Below are 24,262 nucleotides of genomic sequence, written 5' to 3' on the forward strand. Positions count from 1 at the left end.
TGGAAGACGATTCATGAGTGACCTCTCAAGACGGAAATTTATCATCACCGCAGGTGCAGCCGCAGCCGGAACGATTCTTGTCAATGGCTGTAGTTCTCCGAATAAGACCAAGACGACCGCGAGTTCTGCCAGTTCACCCAGTGCGATTCCTGCTGTCAATTCGGGGAGTGTCGAAACGCCAGAAACGCCGACTGCAAAACTGGGCTTTATCGCGCTGACGGACTGTGCGCCACTCGTGATTGCGTTAGAGAAAGGACTGTTTAAGAAGTACGGCATGACGGATGTCACCGTTTCTAAACAAACCTCGTGGGCTGTGACACGCGACAACATTGAGCTAGGGTCTGACAGAGGCGGCATTGATGGGGCGCACATTCTGACTCCGATGCCCTACATGATGGCTTCTGGCAAGATCACCAAAGGCAATACGCCGCTGCCGATGTACATTTTGGCGAGATTGAATACCGATGGACAGGGGATCTCCGTTGCCAACGATTACTTAGATTTGAAACTAGCCGCCGATAGCGCTCCGTTGAAAGCCAAAGTTGAAGCTGCAAAAGCGGCGGGTAAGAAATTCAAGGCGGCTGTTACCTTCCCGGCGGGGACTCACGACTTGTGGATGCGCTACTGGTTAGCAGCAGGGGGCATTGATCCTGAAAACGATGTGGATCTCGTCGTCGTACCGCCGCCCCAAATGGTAGCCAACATGGAAACCAAAACAATGGATGCCTTCTGTGTGGGTGAACCCTGGAACGGTCGTCTAGTCAACAAAAAGCTCGGCTACACCGCCGTCACGACAGGCGAACTGTGGAAAGCACACCCCGAAAAAGCCTTCACAATGCGGGCGGACTGGGTTGATAAAAATCCTAAAGCGGCCAAAGCAATTTTGATGGCGATTCAAGAAGCTCAGGTCTGGTGCGACAAAGACGAAAACAAACAAGAGATGTGTGAAATCATCTCGGCTGATAAGTATGTGAAAGCTCCTGCAAAAGACATCGTGGAACGAGCCAAGGGCAACTTTGACTTTGGTAACGGTCGCACGCTGGCAAATAGCGACTTGATGATGAAATTTTGGCGTGAGAATGCGTCTTATCCCTATAAGAGCCACGACACCTGGTTTGTCACCGAGAACATGCGCTGGGGCAGATTTGCAGCCGATACCGATGTGAAGGCACTCGTCGATAAGGTCAACCGTGAAGATTTGTGGAAAGAAGCGGCGAAAGCGATCGGTCAAACGGCCGCCATTCCGACCGATGCTTCTCGCGGCGTTGAAACCTTCTTTGATGGAGTCAAGTTTGATCCCGCCAACACCAGCGCTTATCTGAGCGGTTTGAAGATCAAAAAAGCCTAGTTCAGCAATAAAGCTTAAACCATCAGGCGTGATGGGCAAAACGTCAGCGATGAACTTCAACGCTTCGTGCTTGCTGGTTCAATCATCAACGATGCACCTCTAGACATCACGCTTGCTGGTTTGAGTATCAGCGATGCACCTCTAGACATCACGCTTGCTGGTTCAATCATCAACGACGCACCTCTAGACATCACGCTCGCTAGTTCGATCATCAACGACGCACCTCTAGACATCACGCTTGCTGGTCTGAGTATCAACGATGCACCTCTAGACATCAGCATCGACGCTCAAACATTCAGCCCTGATTCATTTTTCTTCTTCTGCTCAACTCGCTCTCAGGAACTTCTTCACCATGACAGCTAATCCTTCTCTCCGTCAGCCTTCACAGTTTTCTGAAAATGTTAGTAAGCAGTTAAAACAATTGCTGCCGCCGTTTATTTGTACGCTGGTGGTTTTGGTGCTGTGGCAGTTACTGTGTCTGAGTCCAGAATCCAAGATGCCTGGCCCGATTAAGGTGGTTACTCAAACGATTTTGTGGATTCTCAACCCGTTTTTTGATGATGGGGGCACCTCAAAAGGACTCGGCTGGCAGATTTGGATTAGTTTGCAGCGGGTAATGATTGGCTACAGTTTGGCGGCCGTGGTCGGGATTGCGCTGGGCGTGTTGATCGGCACGAGCGAATTTATGCGACGTGGACTTGACCCGATGATTCAAGTGCTGCGAACGGTTCCGCCATTGGCCTGGCTGCCGTTGTCATTAGGAATTTTTCAAGATAGTAACCCGGCGGCGCTGTTTGTAATTTTTGTGACCGCAATTTGGCCCATCGTCATTAATACTGCGGTAGGTGTCCAACAAATTCCTCAAGACTACAACAACGTGGCTAAAGTTCTGCGTCTGTCAGGCAAAGAGTACTTCTTCAATATCCTGGTGCCCTCAACGGTGCCTTATGTGTTTGGTGGTTTGAGAATCGGCATCGGACTGGCATGGCTGGCGATCGTCGCTGCCGAAATGCTCAAAGCAGAAGGGGGCATCGGCTTCTTTATCTGGGACGCTTACAACGCAGGCAACGAAGACAGCATGAGCCAAATTATCATCGCCGTTCTCTACGTCGGCTTGGTCGGTCTAGCGCTCGATCGCCTCGTCGGTTGGCTCGGCTCTCGCATCGTCTCCGAAAACTAATCAACGTCAGTTCGATCAAATCTTTGCTGCGGTTGTTAATTCAGGCAGCCCCCTATATCCCCCACCCGTGAGGGACTTTGAACCGGAAGTCTTATCTTAAGTTCCTCAGAATTGAGGGGTTGGGGGGCAGAAGCGCTCAATAACAAAGCAAAGCAACCCCATCGAATTCACGTCAATCAGGTCAGGGAATTAGTCGCAAGCCACTCCACCCCTTACACCCATTGCTGCCATGTCTGTTTTTCTCGGAATTGACCACGTTGATAAGGTGTTTCCGCTGTCCAATGGCGGCACCTACGTTGCACTCAAGAATATTGACCTGAATATCCGCGAAGGTGAGTTTGTCACGCTGATCGGACACTCTGGCTGCGGTAAGTCTACGCTGTTGAGCATTGTCGCTGGACTAGAAAGCCCGTCAGTGGGCGGTGTGGTGCTAGAAGGGCGAGAAGTCACCAGCCCAGGGCCCGATCGCATGATGGTCTTTCAAAATTACTCACTCTTGCCCTGGCTCACCGTTCAACAAAACATCGAACTCGCCGTAGACAAAGTTCTCAAAACGCTGTCACCCGCCGAACGCCGAGAAATTGTCGAACACAACATCGAGATGGTAGGGCTAAAGCCTGCCGCTCACCGCAAGCCCAAAGAACTGTCTGGCGGCATGAAACAACGGGTCGCGATCGCGCGTGCCCTCTCAATTCGTCCCAAGATGCTGCTGCTCGACGAGCCGTTTGGCGCATTAGACGCGCTGACACGAGGCAATCTGCAAGAACAACTGATGCGGATCTGCGAAGAAAGTCAGGTGACCTGTCTGATGGTGACCCACGATGTCGATGAGGCGCTGCTGCTATCCGATCGCATCGTCATGTTGACCAACGGCCCCGAAGCCCACATCGGACAAATTCTCGACGTGCCGATTCCTCGCCCTCGCAAACGGATGGAAGTCGTCAACCACCCCAGCTACTACGGCTTACGCAACGAGGTGATCTACTTCCTCAACCAGCAAAAACGCGACAAAAAACGCAGGGCCAAGCAGGCTCCCAAAGTGGCGATCGCCCGCAACGGTCTAGAAAAAGTCAACCTGGATATCGGCTTTATTCCGCTGACCGACTGTGCGCCGCTGATCATTGCCAAAGAGAAAGGATTCTTTAAAGAATTTGGCTTAGAAGACATCAATCTGTCTCGCGAACCCAACTGGAAAGCGATCGCCGAAGGAGTCGCTACCAAACGCTTAGACGCGGCCCAAATGGTTGCAGGAATGCCTTTGGCGATGACAATGGGCGTGGGAGGCAATACTCCGATTCCCGTCGTAACGGCGCTAGTCACTTCTCGCAACGGCAACTCTATCACCCTCAGCAAAGAGCTTTACAATCAGGGCGTGCGATCGATTCAGGACTTTAAGCAAGCGATCGACCAGTCCCCCACCAAAACTCACACCTTGGGAATGGTGCATCCCGCTTCAATGCACAATCTGATGATGCGCTACTGGTTGGCGGCCGGCGGCATTGACCCCGATCGCGATGTTAGCCTTGCAGTGATTCCCCCGGCTCAAATGGTCGCCAACCTCGCCGCTGGAAACATTGATGGCTTCTGCGTCGGTGAACCCTGGAACAACCGCGCCATTCAAGAAGACCACGGATTTGTGATTGCCACCGACTTAGAGATCTGGTCAGGGCATCCCGAAAAAGTGCTGGGCGTGCGAGAAGACTGGGCGCAGCAGTATCCCGAAACCCACATTGCGCTAATCAAAGCCTTGCTGGTCGCTTGTGAATACTGTGGCGATCGACGCAACCGCGAAGAAATTCTCGAAATTCTCAGCCGTCCCGAATACGTGGGCGTGTCTCCTGCCTACATGCGTCCTGGATTTACTGATCCTTACGTGCGGAGTCAAGGTGCCGAGCCAGAAGCCATGTTGCGATACCTCTACTTCAACGTCGATCAAGCCAACTGCCCCCGTCGCACCGAAGCAATCTGGACGATGACTCAGCTAGCCCGCTGGAACATCACCCCCTTTCCGCGCAACTGGATCGAGATTTCAGAACGCAGTCGCCGGATTGACCTCTATGGCGAAGCCGCCCGCCAGCTAGGACTGCCCGACAGCGAACCCGATCGCGATTCCTTTGGCTTATTTGACGGCGTGATCTTTAACCCAGATGACCCACTCGCTTATCTCAACAGTCTCAAAATTCGTCGCGAATTCACCATCAAAGAGATCAGTCTCGACCCCGCCGTATCGCTGGCCGCCTGAGACTCTGAGGAAAATTTTGGTCAACTGCCTGACGTGAATTCGACAAACTCTGCTCCCATGACAACTTTAGAGCGTCCCTGAATCCCCCCTAACCGAAACGCTTACCTGAAAGTCTCCCAAATTGGCAGTTGGGGGGCAGGGGCTTCTAACCAACCAAGCAGGAAACCTAGCTCAAATTCACGCTCAAATTCACGGCAACCCAATTCACGGTGTATCCGACGCTATCTCGCTCAACCCCCTACCCTCCTCACCTATGCAAACCTTGAACACGTTGGATTCGGCTCCACAAACCAAAGCAGAAATGCCCTTTTTATCTGTAGACAACGTTTCCAAAATTTACCCGACTCCCAGCGGCCCCTACACCGTTTTGGATGGAGTCGATCTGGCTGTTAACGAGGGCGAGTTTGTCTGCGTCATCGGCCACTCTGGCTGTGGCAAAACCACCTTGCTCAACATGATTTCTGGCTTCAACACGCCCACCACGGGACAAGTCACCCTTCAGGGACAACGAATTACCAGCCCCGGCCCCGATCGCATGGTGGTTTTTCAAAACTACGCCCTTTTGCCCTGGAAGACGGCTTTTGAGAATGTGTTTTTGGCCGTCGATTCGGTTTATTCCGACAAGTCCAGAAAAGACAAATTAGAGATCACCCGCGAACATCTGGCTATGGTGGGACTGGATGAAGCGATGCACAAAAAGCCCGGTCAACTCTCAGGCGGCATGAAACAACGGGTCTCGATCGCCCGCGCCTTGGCTATCTGTCCCCAGGTGCTGATTCTTGACGAGCCGTTTGGCGCACTTGATGCCATCACCAAAGAAGAACTGCAAGAAGAACTGCTGCAAATCTGGAGTAAAAACCGCGTCACCGTTTTGATGATCACCCACGACATCGACGAAGCGCTATTTTTGTCCGATCGCATTGTTATGATGACCAACGGGCCTGCTGCCAAAATTGGCGAAATTATGACCATCCCGTTTGACCGTCCCCGCGATCGCGCCCAAATCATGGAAGACCCGCACTACTACACCCTCCGCAACGAGGCGCTTGACTTCCTGTTTAGCCGATATGCCCACGACGATGATGCTTAGTGGGTCTTTGGTTTGATTTAAAGACCAAAGTTTTAGACGCTTCCTTCTAGCTTCTCTTTACCCTACGCTCCGGCCATGTTGACTCTCAATTCCGCCGCCTCGGATCAACCCGCTCTGAGGTTTTTAGAACAGTATCCCGCAGTTTCTCGATCACTATTTGCAGAAATCGGCCCCAACCCCAAACAAGTTGCCACGATCATCGACCCCATTTTGGCGACCCACAATCGCGCCCAGGGCAGTCGTTATATTCAGGCAATCAGCACAGGTCGGACTGCTTTTCTGGCTACTAATTTGTCCCCTAATCGCGAGGTCTATCTCACCGAAGTTTCGACAAGCTGGCTGGTTGGTCGTAGTTCTCACTGTGCGATCGCCCTGACACAACCGTCAATTTCTCGCTGTCACTTTGCGATCGGCTATCATCCTGGTCGAGGCTTTTATCTGGTCGATTTGGGCAGCAGAAATGGCACCCTCGTCAACCGTCGTCGCCTCCCCATTCTGGACAAACACCCCATCCACCACGGCGACCTGATCGACATCAACGGCTTCACCATTCATTTCTTTGTCTCCAGCCTAGAAGGAGTTGCAATGGCGATCGAAGACACCCAATTCCCCCCAGTCCCCGAAACCAACTAGCCCCTCTTCATCGCTCCTCGCAAAGCGGAACAAAGTTCTCCCTCCTCCATTCCCGTGTGCCTCCCTTGTCCGATTACGTTGACACGTTAAACACGCGACATCCAAAACTCATGGTACTCACCTCTGCCTCGCTGCCTGACGGACTAACTGAGCGCATCCTTTGTTACTACGTCAATGTGACCAATCGGCTTCAGATTGCTCAGATCAAGAACATCCCTGGCTTTCGGTTTGAGCGGTTGATTTTTCCAAGACAGCGATTATTGTTTGAAGCAATCCCAGAAGCAATGCTGGAGATTTACACTCAGACAACCACTCAGACAACCACCAACTCAACACCCACCGAACGAATTTCTTGCTTTCGGCTACAGGTTAATCGCAACGCAGCAGAGAACGGTCAGCAAAACATGACTTATCGTGCTGAGGAGACGAGTTTGACAGAGGAATGAACACAGCGCTGATTTAAAAGAATTTTTGGATAGAGCGATCGCATTACCATCATTGGGGATAGATCTCACAACGCACCCGTGAGATGATTGCAATCATATTAGCATCACAAATCGCATTGCTCAAAGTGTATTTGTTTTTAAAGTGAAGTTCAGACATTTGACCATAGACGATACACTAAAAAGAATGTAAGCACGAAACGAATGGACTCAGTTTGTCTAACGTCCAGCGTCCAGTGTCTTTCGTCTATGTCAGATTCCTTGAAGCAATGCCCTATAATCAGAGCTTCTTAGAATTTTCACACTTAAAAACACCTGTTGAGCATTCCTATGACCCCTCCCGCGAAGACTCTTTGTCCTTATTGCGGTGTTGGCTGTGGGCTAGAAGTCTTGCCTCCTGCACAACCCGGCAAAGTGACCCATCGGGATAGTGAAGGGACTCCCATTTGGCAAGTGCGAGGCGATCGGTCTCATCCCTCCAGCCAGGGGATGGTTTGCGTCAAGGGGGCGACCGTGAGTGAGCCGCTCCACAAAGATCGCTTGCTGTTTCCGATGGTGCGCGAGTCGTTGGATCAGCCGTTTCGACGAGTCAGTTGGGATGAAGCGCTCGATTGCATCGTCAGCCGCATTCAAACCGTGCGTGACACTCAGGGCGTGGATGGGCTGTGTATGTATGGGTCTGGGCAGTTTCAGACCGAAGATTACTACGTTGCTCAAAAACTATTTAAGGGCTGTCTGGGCACCAACAATTTTGACGCTAATTCGCGGCTCTGCATGTCTTCTGCTGTGTCAGGCTACATTCGCACCCTGGGAGCCGACGGCCCGCCCTGCTGCTATGAAGATATCGATCTGACCGATTGTGCCTTTCTGATCGGGACAAATACAGCCGAATGTCACCCGATCGTGTTCAATCGCCTCAAAAAGCACCACAAAAAAAATTCTCACGTCAAGCTAATCGTCGTCGATCCGCGTCGCACCCAAACTGCCGAAGTCGCTGACCTGCATCTAGCCATCAAACCAGGCACCGACATCGATCTGTTGAACGGCATCGCTCATCTGCTGTTGAAGTGGAATCAGCTAGACCACGAGTTTATTGAGCAACACACCAACGGATTTGACCAGTTCTCAGACCTACTGCACACCTACACGCCAGAATGGGTCGCCGATCGCTGCGAAATCTCGGTCAACGACTTAGAAACCGCCGCTCGGTATTGGGGCAACTCAAAGCGAGTCCTATCCATGTGGTCGATGGGAGTCAACCAATCTTCAGAAGGAACGGCAAAAGTCTGCTCGATCGTCAATCTACATCTGATGACAGGACAAATCGGCAAACCGGGAGCCGGCCCATTCTCACTCACTGGCCAACCCAACGCGATGGGCGGCCGAGAAGCTGGCGGATTATGTGGGCTGTTGCCAGGGTATCGATCGGTCGCCAACCCCCGACACCGCGCCGAAGTCGAACGGTTTTGGCACCTTCCTCCCGGCAGCATTGCTCCCACACCTGGACGCACTGCCTGGGACATGATCACCGGACTCGAAACCGGAGAAGTCGGATTGTTGTGGGTGGCTGCGACCAATCCCGCCGTCAGTATGCCTGACCTGGAGAGAACGAAAGCGGCTTTGAAGCGATCGCCCTTCACGGTTTATCAGGACTGCTACTCGCCGACTGAGATGACGGAGTTTGCCCACGTCTTACTGCCTGCCGCCCAATGGAGTGAAGCCCCCGGCACGATGACCAATTCTGAACGGCGAGTCACCCTTTGCACCCAGTTTAGAACGCCGCCTGGAGAAGCCCGCCCCGATTGGGTAATTTTTGCCGAAGTTGGTCGTCGTCTGGGGTTTGGGACTACGTTTGCCTTTAATCACGCCGCCGAAGTCTATGCCGAATTTGCTCGACTCACTCAAGGCCGCCCCTGCGATCAGTCTGGGATGAGCCACGATCGCCTTGCTCAAGATGGGCCCCTCCAATGGCCCTGCCCTGCCGAAGTTGCAGACGACCATCAATCAGATCGCCTCTACACCGATCACCAGTTTCACACACCCGATCGCCGCGCTCAATTTGTTCCCTATCATTCAAAAGGTCTGGCAGAACCTGCCGATCCCACCTATCCCTTTGTGTTAACGACGGGCAGATTGTATGGTCACTGGCACACCCAAAGCCGCACCGGACGAGTTGCCAAACTTCAGCAAATGCACCCTCACCCCTTTATTGAGATTCATCCTCGCGATGCCGAGAGATTGGCGGTAGAGGATGGAGAATTAGTCGAAGTGCGATCGCGCCGAGGATTTGCCCAGTTTCCAGTGCGAGTGACCAAAGCGATCGCTCCTGGAACTGTTTTTGTGCCGATGCATTGGGGCGCTTTGTGGGCAGACCATGCCGAAGCCAACGCTCTGACGCATCCCGCATCCTGTCCTGACTCAAGGCAACCAGAACTAAAAGCCTGCGCTGTACAGATTGTGCCTGTTCGACTGAGTTCCCCGATCGCCGAAAATGATGCTGCTGGCGTGCGGGGTAATTCTGCTGAAGCGATCGCGACCCCTCTCCCAGTTCGCAGCTAGTTTCGATCAATAGAGTTCTCCGAATGTTTTAAGCTAAAAAGCGTCATGTTGCGAAAGGTACGAATCGGTTGATACCTGTCCCCGTTGGCGAGTATCCTCACCTCATCTGTGCAGTGTTGGTCAGGTGTGATGCGACGACTTGGACGAATCTTGAAGCGTTTGATGAGTTTTGGAGAAGATGAAAAATTTCTCCATCTGGTAGAAGAGATTGAAAGTCTAATCTCAAAAGTGCTGTCGATCTTGATGGTGTTGGTGACGATCGTTGCCGTTTATGACTTAGGGATTTTTCTTCTTCAAGAATTAGCCAGCGAACTCTTCTCACCTAACTCGACCCGATTTAGTGAGATTTTGTTTAAGATATTTGGACTCTTTCTCAACATCTTAATCGCGTTAGAAATTCTTGAAAACATTACAGCTTATCTTAAGAAGCATGTCATTCAAGTTGAGCTAGTGATTGTGACTTCTCTGATTGCAGTTGCGCGTAAAATTATCATTTTAGACTTGAGCAAAACGACAGGTGTAGACATCATTGGGTTGGGCGTTGCGATTCTCTCACTGTCGATCAGCTATTGGGTGATTCGCCGAGTCAATTCTAAACATTCTAATTAATGAACTTAATTAATGAACTTAATGCCCTTGCTGTGTTGTCGATCGCTTCTGCCTCAACCTCCCAATTCTGAGAACTTTGTGAGAAGTTTTGCCGCTCAAAATCCCTTAGTCATGAGAAATTTAGCTGGCTCTCTGAGATTTGCAACCGGGGGAAAAACTTGATCAAACAGACGGTGAAGTACAGCCACAAAATGTTTGTAAAAAGGATATAAAAATGGGTGATTTCTTTCAGTTTGAAGCTGATTTTGTAGACTCTCTGCGCTGCGTTCCGATGCAGGTTCGGTTAAAGCTAGATACTTGTGGAGTTAAGCTAAAACTGGCTCAGTGGAGTAAATTTAATTCCCACGATCGCCAACTTCTAGTAGATTCTCCCTGTAAAACCAGTGCTGAAATTGCCGAGTATCGATCGCGCCTTCACACTCTAATTTTGGAGCGAACAGGTGAAACTGCTACCAACCTGGCGATCGATCCCCATCCAGAGTGGCTTGCGCCCGATCTTCCTGAAAGTGTTCTGAGTCAAGCGCGATCGCTCAACCTTTCTCTCACTCCTGATCAATGGGCTTCTCTAACGCCACTCCAAAGATTCGCCTTGATCAAACTCAGCCGATCGAGCCACGAAAATCGTAACTTTCTCCCCGCGCTCAAAGAATTCCATTTAGTTGAGTGAGAAGTTTAGTTGAGTGAGAAGTTTAGTTGAGTCAGAAGCGAAGACAACCCTTCTTGAGCGATCCCCTGATTTAAGAAAACTTGGCAAACGTTCAATCAAGCGAGAGAATAGATCAATGTAACCCACAAGGCTGATCCAGTGAACAACGTCCGCACCGTATCTGATACCAAGCGTGCCTTCTACAACACTCACACTCGTCCGGTAAACTCCATCTACCGTCGAGTCGTCGAAGAGTTGATGGTCGAAATGCACCTGCTCTCCGTCAATGTGGACTTCCGCTACGACCCGCTCTACGCATTGGGTGTGGTTACGTCCTTCGATCGCTTTATGCAGGGCTACCGTCCCGAACAAGACAAAGAGCCGATCTTTAATGCCATCTGTCAGGCGCTGGGCTACGATCCCCAAAAGTTTCGCCAAGATTCTGAGCATTTGCTGTCTCTAGCGGCTAACCATTCCTGGGATCAGTTGCTGTCCGCGTCGGCTGACGTTCCTGACACCTATTTGCGCGAAAACATTCAGGCGATCGCTCACAATCCCAAGTTCAAATATAGTCGGCTGTTTGCGATCGGCGTTCTTACGCTGGTTGGCACCGCTGATCCCGCTCTGCTCAAAGACGAAACCAGTCGGATTGCCGCCCTCAAACAGGTTTGCTCAACGCTAAATTTGCCCGAAGACAAGGTACAAAAAGACCTGGAGCTTTATCAGAGCAACCTGGAAAAAATGGCCCAGGCTCAACTGGTGATGGAAGACTTGATCAAAGCCGATCGCAAAAAGCGAGAAGAACGTGCCCAAGCAAAGATTGCCGCCAGCGAAGCCGCCTCTTCAGAAACGCCCAAGGACGAAGCCACCTCAAGCTCATAATCTTCAAGCTATTCGATCGTTTTGGGGTGGATTGTCCGCCCTTTTTTGTTGGGCCTTCTTGGAGTCTACGTCCATTTCGTGAAGTCTTTTCGCTTTGTTGCTCAGAGCCTCTGCCCCCAAGCTGCCAATTCTGGGGGACTTTAAGACAAGACAAGCGATTCAAAATCGGGATCGAGAGGCTGCACGGATTAGAGTCCACAGGGATGAACAATGTCACTTTCGCATCCGGCAGGATTTACGATCGCGATCAGACTGCGGTTCTTGCCACGAGTAGGCGAAGTGACTGATCGACTTAATCTGCGGAGATCTTTGACGAATCGCTTCCATTTGGACTTCTAGCGGCGGACGGTTGCTCACAGACTGCTGCCAAATGCCTGCCAAAACGGGTTTTACCTGCGTTCCTGCGGGAGCCTGACTGAGAACTCGCTGAATCTGACTGACAATACAACCCGCGTTTCCGCAGACCCCATAGGACATGGGATGCCACTCTAGAGAGGCAGGAAAGCGATCCCACGGCTGCAATCGAGAGTCAAAGCCTCGTCCCCCAGCCGTCTGATTGCCCTCCGGAAAGAAAACGGCTCCTGCGGGAAGTCCGGCCTTTTGCACAGGTGCATTCGCCACGTTGAGAAAATCGACGACTCCCTGCATTGCGTGGGCCACACTAAACCGCCAAAGCTCGATCGACAACAAGGCGTGACGCTGACCGAGAGAAGCCTGATTTTCGTTGGGAGCCGGAGTGCGCCCCTGCCACAGTGGAGGATCGATTTCACCCGGAAAGAGTTGATCGACAGCGGCCACATCACCTGGCGAAATGCTGCCTCGCGTCAGATAGCGCTTGATTAACTCTCGCCCCTTATTATTCAAAGCCCGTTGCAAAATGGCTTGCTGAGAAGAGTCGCCGTAAATCCACAAATCTTGAACTCTACTGGCAACCGACGCACTTCCCCGACCGCGTGGATAGCGAATGTAGTCAAATAGCACGCCATCAGGACGGCGTTGAGTGATCGCCTGCACCATTTGATAATAATCCTGCTTGGCTTGCAGACTGTAGGGGTCGATAAACGCCTCATTGGGGTTAAACAGTCCCAGATCAGTGCTGAGTCCGGCGATCGTATTGGCGTTGAGACTGGTCAATCCGTTACCATTTTTGGCGATCGTGCTCTGCTTATCAGGTCGCACCGCGTAGGGATAGCCAAAATTCATGCTAAACAGCCACGAGTAAACTTTTAACCCGCGTTCGCGTCCCTTACGAATCGCGTCTGCTAGCAAATCGACTTTTTCTGCGCCTGACGTTCTCACCACCGAACCCCAACTTGTGGGATTGTCTGCCGCCGGGAGGAGCACCTGACCGTTGTAAAATGACTCGACATAAATCTCGTTGTAGCCGCGATCGACAATCCGATCTAGCACTTCTTCGAGCACACCGGGCTGAATATCACAAGGGTAAAGGCGAATCCAGAGGGCCTGGTTTTTGAGCCAGTTTTGAGTGCGACATTTGCGAAGCTGCTCGGCTTGATCCGCCAGGAGAGATTTGTACCGCTTTTGAGCGCCTTTGTCACCTTTGAGCGCAGCACGGCGGGCGGTTTCTTTTTTGGCGATGCCTTCGGCTGTCTGCTGACAATAAGGCAAATACCCAGCCTGAGCAGGACTTGCCCACCGACCCTGAGCGACCAAACCTGTGGCAACGATCGCACTCATCAGGCACGAAGTCAAACGGCGTTGCCCCTTTTTTGTTAAGGGTTGCAAAAATCGCATAGATGGCTAAAACCTCCTCACAGGTTTCGGATCAGGACACGTTGTTGAACTCAAGCACCCTTCAGAGAAGTCGATCGCAAATCCGGCAAATCCCCTACATCGAAGGTGCCCATTTACAACAGATTTCCGTCCTTTACCCTATCAGATCATGCCAAAAGAGTCGCGTTTAATTTGAGGCGTTGCTGATTGGAGGGATAAATCTGTGGGAAGTGTCAATCTTTTCGCCCCCTAAATCCCCCAAAATTGGGGGACTTTGAACCTTGGGTTTCCCGCCGCTTTGGGGCAATTCATCCCACGATTCAGCAATGCCTAATTTGACGTGAATTCGATAGAGTTTTTTCACTTCGGTATTTAACGCTTCTGCCCCCCAACCCCCCAAATCTGGGGGACTTTCGGACAGGATTTCTTGCTCAAAGTCCCCCAAACTTGGGGGATTTAGGGGGCTGCCTGGAGTGATCGCCACAGCGAGGGATTTCATCGAATTCACGTTAATTTGAGGTAGAAGAATGACCCACCAGCGCTTTGCTAATCTCAACGGAATTTAAACCAGATCCCGACTTTTTAGCTTCTTTTTTTGAGAAATTTTTGGCGGCGATCGTGTCCGGTTTAGCCTGCTTTTCTGCGAGTCGGTGGGCGGAGAGTGCCTGAGCGATCGCGTCTAATCTGCGCCCTTGATCGTGGGTAATGCTGGCTTCGGTGTTGCCCAAACCAGGCGCATCCCACTGATTGGTTCTGGGGTTGATAAACGAGTAAACTCTCGCCTGCAAAACCGCATCTGAGCCTGTAAAGCCGCGATCGTAGGCTTGTTTGAGCCGATCCACGTAGCCGCCGTTGTCCAAGGCCGCTAGAGGAGCCTGATTGGCCAAATCGATGCCGTTGAGTTCTGCTTCGAGAGAGAGCATTAGTCGATTGGTGCCGGCCTTTTGACGAATCATGTCAGCCTGAGACTGCAATCTACGCAACTGTTGGTAATCGGCCGCTTCGGGTGAGTTGGCTCCATGCTGATAAGAAAAGCTGCCTTGATTCCAGCGGCCATTTCCAGGATCGACGTGACCGTAGTAGGCGCGAGTTCGACCGCCGTCTGGGGTGCGGGTTCCTTCTGCACTACCAACCGCCTTGGCCACGAGTGAATCGGAACCACCCTCAAACAGATCGCTGGCAGCGATCGCCTCTAAATCAGCTTCTTTGGGGCGGGCAGCGGCGATCGTGGCAGGCTGACTTTTTTCTGGGCGAGACCCAGCAGGCAAGGCAAAATCGAGTATCCCCGACGAGGACTGTTCTCGACTCGGCTCCATCACTTCTCTACGGGCCGTGGTTTGAGAAAAATCTAAGGTTCCACCCGCTTTGGCGATTTTGGCAGCAGGCATGACTACTGCGATCGCACTCAGCGCAACCAAAAGAATATGCTTCATGGCGTTCTCTATTCTGTCTCAGATCTAAAGTCCAACGTCTAATGTCCAAGTAATGTCCAAGTTTTCAGGTCAAAGTCCCCTGCTCACCGAGCCTCCAGCGTCCGTTCTAAAATGTCTTTAGCAGGTTCGACGATCGCCCATTTGCCATCGGGCTGTTTTCTCAAAGCCGCAAATTGCAGAATCTCGCCATTGCCGATCGCCTCCCCCTGACGCAGCAACCCCAGTTTGGGCGAGCTGATTCCACAGAGGCGAAACAAATAAGCAGGAACGTTAGGCGTTGAGAAAATCACGCAGCCTCGCTTATCGATTTGCGCTTTGCCATCGAATGGGGCGTATACGCGATTGTGGTTGAGGTCGATCGAGATATCCCCCAATCCGCCCGTAACTTTATAGGTGGCGATCGTGTCTCCAGGTTGCAGTTCCCATTTTTGGTAGAGGGTTACGTCGATCGGCGGCTCATTCGATTGTGGGGCACCACATCCTCCCAACAGCGTGAGAACTGGACTGAGCAGCAGCAACGCCGCCCTAACGCACCAAAAACCGATATCCCGCATACTGATCTCCCTCATAAAGCACGACAAGCTGAGTCTGTGGGTCAAACGCCAGTGGGTAAGCTTCTCGGTCTGCGGTGGCTCCCGCCCTGATTTGCAAGCTCGACAACTTACAGTAAGGCTCTTTGGCAATCTCACGAATTTTGCTTCGACTTTCGCCTTCGGGCACCGTTAACAGCCTGGCCAACTGTTGTCTCGACAGCTTTGCTTGAGATTGCACCGTCTCTTGACAAGCCTCAACTGATTTTTTGCTTCCAAAAGAAGGCAAGCTGCCCAAGTCAAAAAACAGTCCTATTGCCAGCAGTGCGGCTCCTCCGGCTAGAAGCTGTTTGAGGTTAAATCTGCGACTCTGACGGGGCATTATAGCTTTCCTCCAATAAATAAACCAAGCGTGACGAGCAGCAGACGGTAAAGCAAGACAGGACTCGATCGCGGCACAAAAAACGCTAAGTAAGCTGCCACGATCGCCGGAACGAACATCAGCGCCCCGATCGGCGTTGCCAAAATGGGAATGACTCCTACCAAAAAGTTCAGTCCAATCCGCAACCCGGCGGCTGCCAGCGTCCAGAGCAGTGCATCCAAAAGACGCGCGATCGGTGGTTTGGGCAATCCCAGTGAGGGCGCAAAACGGTTTAGAGAATGGCGCAGCGATCGACGGCGACGAGAAGGCGGGGCAGGGTTTTTCAAGCTTTTGAGGGTTGCTCGCGTGGCGGCGGCCATTGGCTTTTGAGGAACTGTCCGGGGAAACTCCTGGCGGGTTGCTCGCGATCGATCTGAGGAAGCGCCTGGGCTGACAGATGGAAGAGATTCGACAGGCGGCGGGATGGTCTGCTCTAGGGAAGCTTGGTCTGGGGAAGCGGTCGATCGGGCAGGTCGAGCCGGAGACTGCATAAATGAAGGCATGGACGGCCCAGAAGGTTTGCGCGGCTGAGGGGTTTCTGGAACAGGGGATAAGGCGCTTTGCTGGGCAATTGTCCGCAGTGCCTCCATCTCAGTTTGAATCTCGACCGACTGCTGGTTAATCTGGTTTGCTTGACTTTTAAGTTGAGTCAACTCGTGCTCTAATTGCTGAAAGCGCACTGCAATACCAAAGGGCGTTCGCTCTGAGGATTCGGGAGCCTCCCAGGTGAGTTTGACTTGAGTCGAGGTGATCTGTTTGGCTTTTGGGGTGGTCGATCGCTTGGCCTTACCTGCGGTTTGTTTTGCGGGGGGTTTGCGTCCTCGTTTGGCGGGCGTTTCTTCGTCAGAGGGGTCGATTTCTGAATTGAGGGCTGATTGAAGTTCGATCGTTTCATGCTGCTCGATACAATCCTCCACAGTCCGAGGAGTCGATTTCTTCAAACCAGGCTGCGTCTGTGTCGTCCGATCGGACTGGCTTTCGGTTTTCAGTTCTCTCATCATCGTCTCCTGGGGGCTGGCGGACTTCACTGTTAGCGTAGTACATTAATACTATAAATAGTATTAATGTACTAAGGCGATTCAGTCAAGGGGACAGCCAGAGAGTTTTGAGCCAAAAGGTTGAAAATAAGCCGTTAAATCAGGTGAGTAGCGTTTTGCAGAAGCCATCAAGTTAAGGACAAAAACCGTGCGCTGGTGAACAAAGTGTTAAAGTATGTCCGCACATGTCAAAAAGACGATCGTTCATTCCGGCAGACCATCCTTTAGGATAGGGATAGTAGGATAGGGTGCGAGACTCCTTGAGAACTTGACCCCGCCCAAAACCGCATAGTAAAAGATTATTTTCACCTTGTACGCTCGACCCGATCTTAGGATTGGGAATGCGATTGTCTTCTCTCCATGCCACTGACAATCCTGGTTGCTGATGACGACACAGGCACCCGTTTATCGATTAGCGATTACCTCGAATCCTCTGGCTACTCAGTCGTGTCTGCTGAGAATGGCAAAGAAGCATTTGGAATGGTTGAGGTTTACCAGCCTCATTTGATTGTGACCGATATTACGATGCCTCAAATGGATGGCTATGAACTGATCCGCCAAGTTCGTCGTCGCCCATCACTGCGCCTATTGCCCGTTGTCTTTTTGACGGGTAGAACGGATACAAAAGAGCGCGTTTTGGGCTACCAGCTTGGCTGTGATGCCTATCTTGCAAAACCGTTTGAGTTGACGGAGTTGGGTGCAGTCGTGCGAAACTTGCTGGAGCGATCGCAGATGATCGAGTCAGAATGGCGATCGCGCGTTCAGGCCGTTCAACCAGAGGCATCTCCAAAAATTCTCACGCAGTCCCCGCTGATGGGCACCGGAATGACCGATCGCGAGCGAGACGTTTTACACCTCTTGAGTGGTGGGCTGTCGAATGTGCAAATTGGCGACAAGCTACATCTGAGTCCCCGCACGGTTGAGAAACACGTCAGCAGCCTACTCAGAAAAACAGACACCAGCAATCGAGCCGAGCTAGTACGGTTTGCAATGGATCATCATCTGGTGGACTAGCCGTTGAGACTGCAAATTAATCCCTCCCTAGGTGGGTGACCTTCACCGAGTGCTTAGGCTTTGTCCGGGAAGGTTTGAACCGCTTTGATCAGGAGCGATGACATTAGCGATCGACCGATCCCATAATGATGTCAATGCTACCGAGAATCACGACAATATCGGCTACCTTCATGCCTTTCAGCAGATGAGGCAAAATTTGCAGATTGTTAAAATCGGCGGCTCGAATTTTCCAGCGCCAGGGAAATGGGGTATCATCTCCCAGTAAGTAAATTCCCAGTTCTCCCTTACCGCTTTCTACTCGCACGTAGTGTTCACCTTGGGGAATTTTGAAGGTGGGTGCAATTTTCTTGCCGATGTATTGATAATCAAAGTCCTGCCATTGTGATTTAGGGCCCACCTCCAAGCGCTTGGCTTCCAGATTTTCGTGAGAACCCCCCGGAATCTGAGCGATCGCTTGTCGAAGAATCTTTAACGACTCTCGCATCTCCCGAATTCGTACCTGATAGCGGGCCAAACAATCGCCCGACGTTTCCCACGGCACCTGCCAATCAAAGTCGTCGTAGCATTCGTAATGGTCTACTTTTCGCAAGTCCCACTGAACACCAGAAGCTCGCAACATCGGGCCTGAAAGCCCCCAATTGATCGCGGTCTCGCGAGCGATCGTGCCAATGCCTTCCACACGCCGCCGGAAAATCGGATTGTCGGTAATCAATCGCTCATATTCATCGACCTTGGGCATAAAATAGTTGCAAAAGTCTTCGCATTTATCGAGCCAGCCATCAGGCAAATCTGCCGCTACCCCTCCAATGCGAAAGTAATTGTTATTGACCATGCGGTAGCCTGTGGCCGCTTCCCAAAGATCGTAGATCAGTTCTCGTTCTCGAAAGATATAGAAGAGCGGAGTTCCGGCACCCATGTCGAGCATGAAGGGGCCCAGCCAAAGGAGGTGACTGGCAATGCGATTGAGTTCTAGCATGATGACGCGAATGTAGCTGGCCCGTTTGGGTACGGCAATATTGGCTAGTTTTTCGGGGGCATTGACGGCCACAGCTTCGTTAAACATCCCGGCTGCATAGTCCCAACGGCTCACATAGGGAACGTACATCAGATTGGTACGGTTTTCGGCAATCTTTTCCATGCCTCGATGCAGGTAGCCAATCACAGGCTCACAGTCAATGACGTTTTCGCCATCTAAGGTCACGATGAGATGAAAACACCCGTGCATGGAGGGGTGGTGCGGCCCCATATTGAGCAGCATCGGTTCGGTTTTAGTTTCGATCAGTGGCATGAGCAGACGACCTCCAAACGCTTTAAAGTTGAGTCTTTTATTAGCGAGTGTAGAAAGTCTGTGATTCAAGGTCTTGTAGATTCGTCCGATTTTTTGCAGATTCGTCCGGTTTCTGATCGGGTACTGTCAAAAGTGATGCGATAAAAAGTGATGAAATGGCGCGGAGGCAATCAGCAGATGTCAGAAGCGACTTCCTTAACGATCGATTTTGCTCAAGAAAAAGAAGCAGGATATGAGCGGGTGTTTGCTCAATTGCCGCTGCTAACTAGCTTGGCAGACAAGTGGCAGGGGGTAGATTGCGCCTACGACTATCTGATGCCCGGAGCCACACCTGAAGTGTCCTCAAAACAGCATTGTGTGGCTATCTTTACAGAACTCTCATCGCCCGCCTCGGTAGAGCGAACGTTAGGTGGATGCTTTCGTCAGGAACAAGTCATGCAGGGCGATATGCTGATTGTTCCGGCGACTGTGAGTGCGCGATCGCAATGGAACATCTCTGGCGGAGTTATTTTTCTAAGTTTTGAGCCGAGCATCTTTGCCCAAGCAATGCACGAATCATTTGACCCAGACCGGGTAGAACTGGTGCCCCATTTTGCCACGCCTGATCCTTTAGTTCACCAAATTGGATTAGTGTTCAAAGCGATTCTAGAAAATCCTCATGCGGGGAGTCGCCTCTACGCCGAAACGATGGCGAACGCCTTAATAGTGCATTTACTTCAGCGCTACGCAACCCAGCAACCCGTTTTGAGCAGCAATCTCGGAAAGTTGTCTAGCACTCGATTGCGGCAAGTGGTCGATTACATTCACGACCATCTCGATCGAGATCTGAGTCTAGTCGAGTTGGCGACGGTTTCGCGACTGAGCCGCCATTATTTCTCTGAGCAATTTAAGCAATCTACCGGGTTTACACCGCATCAGTATGTGATTCAGTGCCGGGTAAAACGCGCCAAGGAATTGCTGCTACAAGGAGAACTGACGATCGCAGAGATTGCCAGAACTGTAGGATTTGTAGATCAAAGCCATCTCAATCGTCACTTTAAAAGGGTACTGGGAGTGACTCCTAAATCAGTTTTGAGAAATTAATACCCTGGTTGACTGACAAAACTCCTGAAACCCTCGATTCTTCGTAGGTTGGTGTTGAGCGACGCGAAACCCAACAGCAGCCTTTCTACCGTTGCTAACGTTGGGTCGAACCTGGTGAAACCCAACCTACCTGAAAAGATTTGTCAGTCAATCAGATTAACGTGAATTCGATAGAGTTTTTTCGCTTCGGTATTTAACGCTTCTGCCCCCCACCCCCTACAGATGTAGGTTTGTGGTGAAGGTGCGAGCAGTGACCCCAACGATTCGATAATGAGAAGAAGAGCAGTATGGAGGCAGTAGAGATGCCACAAGACCCTTCGCTCAAAGCTTGGAACCGGATTGTCAGCGAATGATTTGGCAACCTCAGCCTATCGCACGTGACGGGATTAAGGGTGTGGAGTTTTGGGATCGCATTGACCCAATCGAGTAGCCTCAGTCGCGTTGCCGAAACCATGGCTGGATTAAACGGGGAGCGACCGGACACGGTGCGCCAACGCCTCCAGGAATGGTATCAAGATGCGGCAGCAAAAAGCGGCAAGCATCGCTGGGATTGGCAGGTCGAACCTTACTTTGCGCCGCTGTTGACTTGGGTGCTGTCGCTGTTGCCGCACCGTTGTCGAGAACTATTTCTGGTCATGGATGTGACGACGCAGAAAGACCGATTGAGTGTGCTGTCGGTTTCGGTGCAGTAGCGCGGTAGCGCGATTGCGGTGGCATGGAAAATGGTGCCTGGGAATCAACCGGATCGCTGGCAACCCTACTGGGAGCCGTTGTTCGCTCAACTGGCTGGCGGGGTTCCACCGGACTGGCGGGTGGTGGTTTGTGCTGACCGAGGCTTGTATGCCGACTGGCTGTTTGCCGCGACCAGGGCAGTCGGGTGGCATCCGTTCTTGCGGATCAATCAACACCCGAATAAGACAATCCAAGTTCTCCCCAATGGCGACTGGCAATTGCTCAAAGACTGGATTCGGCTCGGTCAAGCTTGGAGCGGTGCTTTTGCACCAATCCGCTCGATTGTCCCCTGGTCGCACGCTGGGACGAAGGCGATACTGACCCGTGGTTCGTGGTCACTGACCTGCCGACTGACCAAGCCGAGGGCTTGTGGGACAGCTACCGCCTGTGGATTGAAGATGGCTATCGCGATTTCAAAAGTGATGGCTGGCATGGGCAGTCCTCACGCATCACCGACCCAAAACGCGCAGAGCGGATGGGGTTAGCCATGTCGGTCGCCACCCTAAGGATGCTCACACTCGGAACCAAAGTAGAACTGCAACAACAAGCCTTACACCCCTTCCTTGGAGACTGACGTTAGAATAGTCTTCTGCGGGTGAGAAGTTGAGGGAGCATTCCCGTATGGGTGATGGCAGCGAAGGGTTTTATCGAGTCGCGCTGCTTTGGGATAGAGAAAACTGCTCGATCGCTTCAGGCAGCCGATGAGAGAGACTGTCCGGCGACTTCTCGGTAGTAGCTTTGGAGTTGCCGAGTTGCCGATGACCAGTTCCAGCGTTCTGCTTCGCGTCGAGCATTGCGGCGGAGGGTTTCTCGTGCTTCTTGCTCAAAGATGAGTCGCTGAGTGGCAACGATCGCCCCCTGGTCATCATTTGGATCGAACAAATAGCCATTTACGCCGTCTTCGACGATATCGGGAATGCCGCCCGATCGAGCCGCTACAACAGGACAGCCGGCCGCCATCGCTTCGAGTAGGACTAATCCCAGGGTTTCGGTGCGCGACGGAAAGACAAAGGCATCGGCAGAAGCAAAAGCAGCAGCGAGTTCTTGGCCTGCCAGGTAGCCGACAAAGTGCGTCGGAGTCCCTTCAAAATATTTTTCTAACGCTTGCTGATTGGGGCCGCCCCCCACGAGCGCGAGACGAGCATTGGGAATTGATTCTAGAACAGGCTTGATGCGATCGATTTCTTTTTCGGCAGATAGGCGACCGACATAGAGCAACAATGGCGCTTCGGGGTGGCCTTGACTGAGCCGATTTCGCATGTCTGCACTGGCTAGATGAGGCTGAAAAGTTTCGGTATCCACGCCGCGCTGCCACAGATCGACTCGCTCAATTCCATGCTCTGTCAAGGCTTGCATCATGGCCGTGGAGGTACAGAGATTGAGTTGTGCCTGATTGTGTCCCGCTTTGAGCAGTTCCCACAGTAGCCCTTCGAGTGCGCCCAGTCCGTAGTGCTGAAGGTATTCGGGCAGGTGGGTGTGGTAGGAGGCGATCAGGGGAATGTTTAGCGTTTTGCTGTAGTAGAGTCCGGCGAGTCCCAATACGGCGGGATTGACGACGTGAATAATGTCAGGCCGAAACTGGGTGAGGGCTTCGCCGATCGCTGGACGAGGGAGGGCCAGTTTTAACTCAGGATAAAGCGGCAATGGAAAACCGGACACTCCAAAGATTTTGGCTCCTTTGTGTTCGGTCAAGCCGCCTTCTGGGGCAAAAATTAGAACTTGATCACCCAGACGTTGTAAATGATCGACGGTGTGACGCAGCCGAGTGACGATGCCATCGACTTTGGGCAAAAACGTTTCGGTAAACAGGGCAACTCGCATAAAGGAAGAGATGACATAAAACGGTTATTGCTGCCTGGGGAGGGTGCATCCATGTATGCCAATTGCCACGATCACCCCTCCTAACAAAACGCCTACTCCTTCTGCAAAACAGTTGAGGCGGTGTCTCATTTCTGCGGACTGCGCGATCGAGAGTTCTCGAACCCCCGCCCCCGTCGCCGCGAGTTTTTCGTAGTTTCGATAGCTTTTATCTAAGGCCGCCCACTCTGGAAACAGATAAAACGCACTGAGTGCCATCGCTCCTAGCCCAGGTAAGACGATCGTCAGCAGCAAGACCAAAACTCGAAGGTTCATAGGTTAGCGCTTCCAGGTTACTTTGGGGAGGATTTGATCTTCATCAATGCGGGTTTTGTATTTGACGGCAAAGTTTAACAGTGAATCTAACAGCGAGTCAGACAGGTAGTGGGGCTGAAGTCCCAGGTTGAGCAGGTTGGTGTTTTTGGCGTTGAAGTAGTGTTCTTCTTTTTCGATGCGGGGATTTTCGTAGTTTTTGACTTCGACGTTGAGACCGATCGCCGTCCCTGCTTTTGCCACCATTGTGGCTAGATCGCCGATGCTAAACAGTTCGGTAAATTGGTTGAAGACGCGGAATTCGCCGGGATTGGCGGGGGTGGCGATCGCCAGTTCTACACAGCGCACGGTATCGCGAATATCCAAAAATCCTCGCGTTTGTCCGCCTTTGCCATAGACGGTGAGGGGGTGCCCGACTGCTGCCTGGATGCAGAATCGGTTTAATGCGGTGCCAAACACGCCATCGTAATCGAGACGATTGATCAACAACTCATCCATGCCCGTCTCTTCGGTGAGAACGCCATAGACCACGCCCTGATTGAGATCCGTTGCGCGTAGTCCCCACATTTTGCAGGCGAAATGGATGTTGTGAGAGTCATGCACTTTGCTGAGGTGGTACATGCTGCCGGGCTGTTTGGGGTAGGGCAGGGTGTCTTTGCGGCCGTTGTGTTCGATCGTGATGTAGCCTTCCTCAATATCGATATTTGGCGTACCGTATTCGCCCATCGTGCCCAGTTTGACGAGGTGACAGTCGGGGAAGCTTTCTTTGATGATGTAGAGCAGGTTAAGCGTGCCGACGACGTTGTTAACCTGAGTCAAAACGGCGTGTTCTCGATCGATCATGGAGAAGGGAGCCGATCGCTGTTCGCCAAAGTGAATGATCGAGTCTGGTTCAAATTGATGCAGTGCTTTGCTGAGAAATTCGTAGTTGGTGATGTCGCCGATGAATAGCTGAATCGCTTTGCCTGTAATGTCGTGCCAGCGTTTGAGGCGTTGTTGAATGGGCGCGATCGGGGTGAGTGTTTCGATACACAACTCCATATCCCAGTGTCGCCTGACCAGACTGTCTAAAATCGCGACTTCATGCCCTCGGTTGGACAAGTAAAGCGCGGTCGCCCAACCGCAATATCCATCACCACCAATAACTAGGACTTTCATCTTGCTACATCTTGTTCGCGAATACTTTGCCAAATCTATCAGGTTTGGGGACTTTGTGGATTAAGAGTTT

25 protein-coding genes are annotated in these 24,262 nt (G+C 51.8%); 15 read left to right on the plus strand and 10 right to left on the minus strand.

Features of this window, described 5'->3' with window-relative positions; genetic code table 11:
- The first annotated feature begins 13 nt into the window (after positions 1-13).
- The 11 genes from ACJ2PR_RS01605 to psb29 all read left to right on the plus strand — a co-directional run bounded on the left by ACJ2PR_RS01605 (position 14) and on the right by psb29 (position 11,632).
- On the plus strand, positions 14-1,348 hold the full coding sequence (locus ACJ2PR_RS01605; RefSeq protein ID WP_446875656.1) for a CmpA/NrtA family ABC transporter substrate-binding protein: 1,335 nt from the start codon (positions 14-16) through the stop codon (positions 1,346-1,348).
- Positions 1,349-1,414: 66 nt separating this feature from the next.
- Positions 1,415-1,711, plus strand: coding sequence for a hypothetical protein (locus ACJ2PR_RS01610; protein ID WP_446875657.1), 297 nt, complete (start codon positions 1,415-1,417; stop codon positions 1,709-1,711).
- Positions 1,701-2,528 (plus strand): nitrate ABC transporter permease, encoded by an 828-nt coding sequence (gene ntrB, locus ACJ2PR_RS01615; RefSeq protein WP_446860766.1) that lies wholly within the window; start codon positions 1,701-1,703, stop codon positions 2,526-2,528. Before ACJ2PR_RS01610 ends, ntrB begins: the two co-directional genes overlap by 11 nt.
- A 229-nt stretch (positions 2,529-2,757) precedes the next feature.
- Positions 2,758-4,770, plus strand: coding sequence for a nitrate ABC transporter ATP-binding protein (locus ACJ2PR_RS01620; protein ID WP_446860765.1), 2,013 nt, complete (start codon positions 2,758-2,760; stop codon positions 4,768-4,770).
- A gap of 253 nt (positions 4,771-5,023) precedes the next feature.
- On the plus strand, positions 5,024-5,860 hold the full coding sequence (locus ACJ2PR_RS01625; protein WP_446875658.1) for a nitrate ABC transporter ATP-binding protein: 837 nt from the start codon (positions 5,024-5,026) through the stop codon (positions 5,858-5,860).
- A gap of 75 nt (positions 5,861-5,935) precedes the next feature.
- Complete coding sequence (locus tag ACJ2PR_RS01630) at positions 5,936-6,493, plus strand: FHA domain-containing protein (RefSeq protein WP_446875659.1); 558 nt, start codon at positions 5,936-5,938, stop codon at positions 6,491-6,493.
- A gap of 110 nt (positions 6,494-6,603) precedes the next feature.
- On the plus strand, positions 6,604-6,939 hold the full coding sequence (locus tag ACJ2PR_RS01635; RefSeq protein WP_446870314.1) for a DUF1830 domain-containing protein: 336 nt from the start codon (positions 6,604-6,606) through the stop codon (positions 6,937-6,939).
- A gap of 327 nt (positions 6,940-7,266) precedes the next feature.
- Positions 7,267-9,495 carry a molybdopterin oxidoreductase family protein gene (locus ACJ2PR_RS01640; RefSeq protein ID WP_446875660.1) on the plus strand — a complete coding sequence of 743 codons (2,229 nt, stop codon included), beginning with the start codon at positions 7,267-7,269 and terminating at the stop codon, positions 9,493-9,495.
- Between the two features lie 129 nt (positions 9,496-9,624).
- Positions 9,625-10,104, plus strand: a complete 480-nt coding sequence (locus ACJ2PR_RS01645; RefSeq protein WP_446875661.1) for a phosphate-starvation-inducible PsiE family protein — start codon at positions 9,625-9,627, stop codon at positions 10,102-10,104.
- Between the two features lie 214 nt (positions 10,105-10,318).
- On the plus strand, positions 10,319-10,771 hold the full coding sequence (locus ACJ2PR_RS01650; RefSeq protein ID WP_446875662.1) for a nitrate reductase associated protein: 453 nt from the start codon (positions 10,319-10,321) through the stop codon (positions 10,769-10,771).
- Positions 10,772-10,909: 138 nt separating this feature from the next.
- Positions 10,910-11,632 (plus strand): photosystem II biogenesis protein Psp29, encoded by a 723-nt coding sequence (gene psb29, locus ACJ2PR_RS01655; RefSeq protein WP_446875663.1) that lies wholly within the window; start codon positions 10,910-10,912, stop codon positions 11,630-11,632.
- A gap of 213 nt (positions 11,633-11,845) precedes the next feature.
- Here the strand turns inward: psb29 and ACJ2PR_RS01660 are convergent, their stop codons facing one another.
- The 6 genes from ACJ2PR_RS01660 to ACJ2PR_RS01685 form a co-directional block, all read right to left on the minus strand.
- The gene (locus ACJ2PR_RS01660; protein ID WP_446875664.1) at positions 11,846-13,330 is read right to left on the minus strand and encodes a hypothetical protein; all 1,485 of its coding nucleotides are present in this window, start codon (positions 13,328-13,330) and stop codon (positions 11,846-11,848) included.
- A gap of 223 nt (positions 13,331-13,553) precedes the next feature.
- Positions 13,554-13,865, minus strand: coding sequence for a hypothetical protein (locus ACJ2PR_RS01665; protein WP_446875665.1), 312 nt, complete (start codon positions 13,863-13,865; stop codon positions 13,554-13,556).
- Positions 13,866-13,875: 10 nt separating this feature from the next.
- Positions 13,876-14,799, minus strand: coding sequence for a hypothetical protein (locus ACJ2PR_RS01670; RefSeq protein ID WP_446875666.1), 924 nt, complete (start codon positions 14,797-14,799; stop codon positions 13,876-13,878).
- Between the two features lie 83 nt (positions 14,800-14,882).
- Positions 14,883-15,353, minus strand: a complete 471-nt coding sequence (locus ACJ2PR_RS01675) for a hypothetical protein (RefSeq protein WP_446875667.1) — start codon at positions 15,351-15,353, stop codon at positions 14,883-14,885.
- A complete protein-coding gene (locus ACJ2PR_RS01680) occupies positions 15,325-15,711 on the minus strand; it encodes a hypothetical protein (RefSeq protein ID WP_446870321.1) in 387 nt (128 codons plus the stop codon). The genes ACJ2PR_RS01675 and ACJ2PR_RS01680 overlap by 29 nt, the downstream gene beginning before the upstream one ends.
- Positions 15,711-16,751, minus strand: coding sequence for a hypothetical protein (locus ACJ2PR_RS01685; RefSeq protein ID WP_446875668.1), 1,041 nt, complete (start codon positions 16,749-16,751; stop codon positions 15,711-15,713). The genes ACJ2PR_RS01680 and ACJ2PR_RS01685 overlap by 1 nt, the downstream gene beginning before the upstream one ends.
- Before the next feature lie 396 nt (positions 16,752-17,147).
- On the opposite strand from ACJ2PR_RS01685, the gene ACJ2PR_RS01690 reads away from it, so the two are divergent.
- Positions 17,148-17,801, plus strand: coding sequence for a response regulator transcription factor (locus ACJ2PR_RS01690; protein ID WP_446875669.1), 654 nt, complete (start codon positions 17,148-17,150; stop codon positions 17,799-17,801).
- 103 nt (positions 17,802-17,904) lie between these two features.
- Here ACJ2PR_RS01690 and ACJ2PR_RS01695 read toward each other — a convergent pair whose 3' ends face one another.
- Positions 17,905-19,089: an NAD(P)H-quinone oxidoreductase subunit H gene (locus tag ACJ2PR_RS01695; RefSeq protein ID WP_446875670.1), complete on the minus strand. Its 1,185-nt coding sequence runs from the start codon at positions 19,087-19,089 to the stop codon at positions 17,905-17,907.
- 150 nt (positions 19,090-19,239) lie between these two features.
- Here ACJ2PR_RS01695 and ACJ2PR_RS01700 point away from each other — a divergent pair, with 150 nt between their 5' ends.
- The 3 genes from ACJ2PR_RS01700 (at position 19,240) to ACJ2PR_RS01710 (ending at position 21,389) form a co-directional block, all read left to right on the plus strand.
- Positions 19,240-20,172, plus strand: a complete 933-nt coding sequence (locus ACJ2PR_RS01700; RefSeq protein ID WP_446875671.1) for a helix-turn-helix domain-containing protein — start codon at positions 19,240-19,242, stop codon at positions 20,170-20,172.
- Between the two features lie 452 nt (positions 20,173-20,624).
- The gene (locus ACJ2PR_RS01705; protein ID WP_446875672.1) at positions 20,625-20,864 is read left to right on the plus strand and encodes a hypothetical protein; all 240 of its coding nucleotides are present in this window, start codon (positions 20,625-20,627) and stop codon (positions 20,862-20,864) included.
- 30 nt (positions 20,865-20,894) lie between these two features.
- A complete protein-coding gene (locus ACJ2PR_RS01710) occupies positions 20,895-21,389 on the plus strand; it encodes a hypothetical protein (protein ID WP_446875673.1) in 495 nt (164 codons plus the stop codon).
- A gap of 205 nt (positions 21,390-21,594) precedes the next feature.
- Here the strand turns inward: ACJ2PR_RS01710 and ACJ2PR_RS01715 are convergent, their stop codons facing one another.
- Genes ACJ2PR_RS01715 through ACJ2PR_RS01725 form a run of 3 tightly spaced genes read right to left on the minus strand, consistent with a single transcriptional unit; the run spans position 21,595 to position 24,192 of the window.
- Complete coding sequence (locus ACJ2PR_RS01715; RefSeq protein ID WP_446871868.1) at positions 21,595-22,725, minus strand: glycosyltransferase family 4 protein; 1,131 nt, start codon at positions 22,723-22,725, stop codon at positions 21,595-21,597.
- 24 nt (positions 22,726-22,749) lie between these two features.
- Positions 22,750-23,037 (minus strand): hypothetical protein, encoded by a 288-nt coding sequence (locus ACJ2PR_RS01720; RefSeq protein ID WP_446875674.1) that lies wholly within the window; start codon positions 23,035-23,037, stop codon positions 22,750-22,752.
- Positions 23,038-23,040: 3 nt separating this feature from the next.
- A complete protein-coding gene (locus tag ACJ2PR_RS01725) occupies positions 23,041-24,192 on the minus strand; it encodes an NAD-dependent epimerase/dehydratase family protein (protein ID WP_446860743.1) in 1,152 nt (383 codons plus the stop codon).
- Positions 24,193-24,262 lie beyond the last annotated feature (70 nt).

This window comes from Phormidesmis sp. 146-33, from assembly GCF_052939515.1.

What these genes read in the sequence shown, in the direction of transcription:
- ACJ2PR_RS01605 (WP_446875656.1), top strand. Translation starts at nt 14, where the DNA reads ATGAGTGACCTCTCAAGACGGAAATTTATCATCACCGCAGGTGCAGCC.
- ntrB (WP_446860766.1), top strand. Translation starts at nt 1,701, where the DNA reads ATGACAGCTAATCCTTCTCTCCGTCAGCCTTCACAGTTTTCTGAAAAT.
- ACJ2PR_RS01620 (WP_446860765.1), top strand. Translation starts at nt 2,758, where the DNA reads ATGTCTGTTTTTCTCGGAATTGACCACGTTGATAAGGTGTTTCCGCTG.
- ACJ2PR_RS01625 (WP_446875658.1), top strand. Translation starts at nt 5,024, where the DNA reads ATGCAAACCTTGAACACGTTGGATTCGGCTCCACAAACCAAAGCAGAA.
- ACJ2PR_RS01630 (WP_446875659.1), top strand. Translation starts at nt 5,936, where the DNA reads ATGTTGACTCTCAATTCCGCCGCCTCGGATCAACCCGCTCTGAGGTTT.
- ACJ2PR_RS01635 (WP_446870314.1), top strand. Translation starts at nt 6,604, where the DNA reads ATGGTACTCACCTCTGCCTCGCTGCCTGACGGACTAACTGAGCGCATC.
- ACJ2PR_RS01640 (WP_446875660.1), top strand. Translation starts at nt 7,267, where the DNA reads ATGACCCCTCCCGCGAAGACTCTTTGTCCTTATTGCGGTGTTGGCTGT.
- ACJ2PR_RS01645 (WP_446875661.1), top strand. Translation starts at nt 9,625, where the DNA reads ATGCGACGACTTGGACGAATCTTGAAGCGTTTGATGAGTTTTGGAGAA.
- ACJ2PR_RS01650 (WP_446875662.1), top strand. Translation starts at nt 10,319, where the DNA reads ATGGGTGATTTCTTTCAGTTTGAAGCTGATTTTGTAGACTCTCTGCGC.
- ACJ2PR_RS01660 (WP_446875664.1), bottom strand. Translation starts at nt 13,330, where the DNA reads ATGAGTGCGATCGTTGCCACAGGTTTGGTCGCTCAGGGTCGGTGGGCA.
- ACJ2PR_RS01665 (WP_446875665.1), bottom strand. Translation starts at nt 13,865, where the DNA reads ATGAAATCCCTCGCTGTGGCGATCACTCCAGGCAGCCCCCTAAATCCC.
- ACJ2PR_RS01670 (WP_446875666.1), bottom strand. Translation starts at nt 14,799, where the DNA reads ATGAAGCATATTCTTTTGGTTGCGCTGAGTGCGATCGCAGTAGTCATG.
- ACJ2PR_RS01675 (WP_446875667.1), bottom strand. Translation starts at nt 15,353, where the DNA reads ATGCGGGATATCGGTTTTTGGTGCGTTAGGGCGGCGTTGCTGCTGCTC.
- ACJ2PR_RS01680 (WP_446870321.1), bottom strand. Translation starts at nt 15,711, where the DNA reads ATGCCCCGTCAGAGTCGCAGATTTAACCTCAAACAGCTTCTAGCCGGA.
- ACJ2PR_RS01685 (WP_446875668.1), bottom strand. Translation starts at nt 16,751, where the DNA reads ATGATGAGAGAACTGAAAACCGAAAGCCAGTCCGATCGGACGACACAG.
- ACJ2PR_RS01690 (WP_446875669.1), top strand. Translation starts at nt 17,148, where the DNA reads ATGCCACTGACAATCCTGGTTGCTGATGACGACACAGGCACCCGTTTA.
- ACJ2PR_RS01695 (WP_446875670.1), bottom strand. Translation starts at nt 19,089, where the DNA reads ATGCCACTGATCGAAACTAAAACCGAACCGATGCTGCTCAATATGGGG.
- ACJ2PR_RS01700 (WP_446875671.1), top strand. Translation starts at nt 19,240, where the DNA reads ATGAAATGGCGCGGAGGCAATCAGCAGATGTCAGAAGCGACTTCCTTA.
- ACJ2PR_RS01705 (WP_446875672.1), top strand. Translation starts at nt 20,625, where the DNA reads ATGGCTGGATTAAACGGGGAGCGACCGGACACGGTGCGCCAACGCCTC.
- ACJ2PR_RS01710 (WP_446875673.1), top strand. Translation starts at nt 20,895, where the DNA reads ATGGTGCCTGGGAATCAACCGGATCGCTGGCAACCCTACTGGGAGCCG.
- ACJ2PR_RS01715 (WP_446871868.1), bottom strand. Translation starts at nt 22,725, where the DNA reads ATGCGAGTTGCCCTGTTTACCGAAACGTTTTTGCCCAAAGTCGATGGC.
- ACJ2PR_RS01720 (WP_446875674.1), bottom strand. Translation starts at nt 23,037, where the DNA reads ATGAACCTTCGAGTTTTGGTCTTGCTGCTGACGATCGTCTTACCTGGG.
- ACJ2PR_RS01725 (WP_446860743.1), bottom strand. Translation starts at nt 24,192, where the DNA reads ATGAAAGTCCTAGTTATTGGTGGTGATGGATATTGCGGTTGGGCGACC.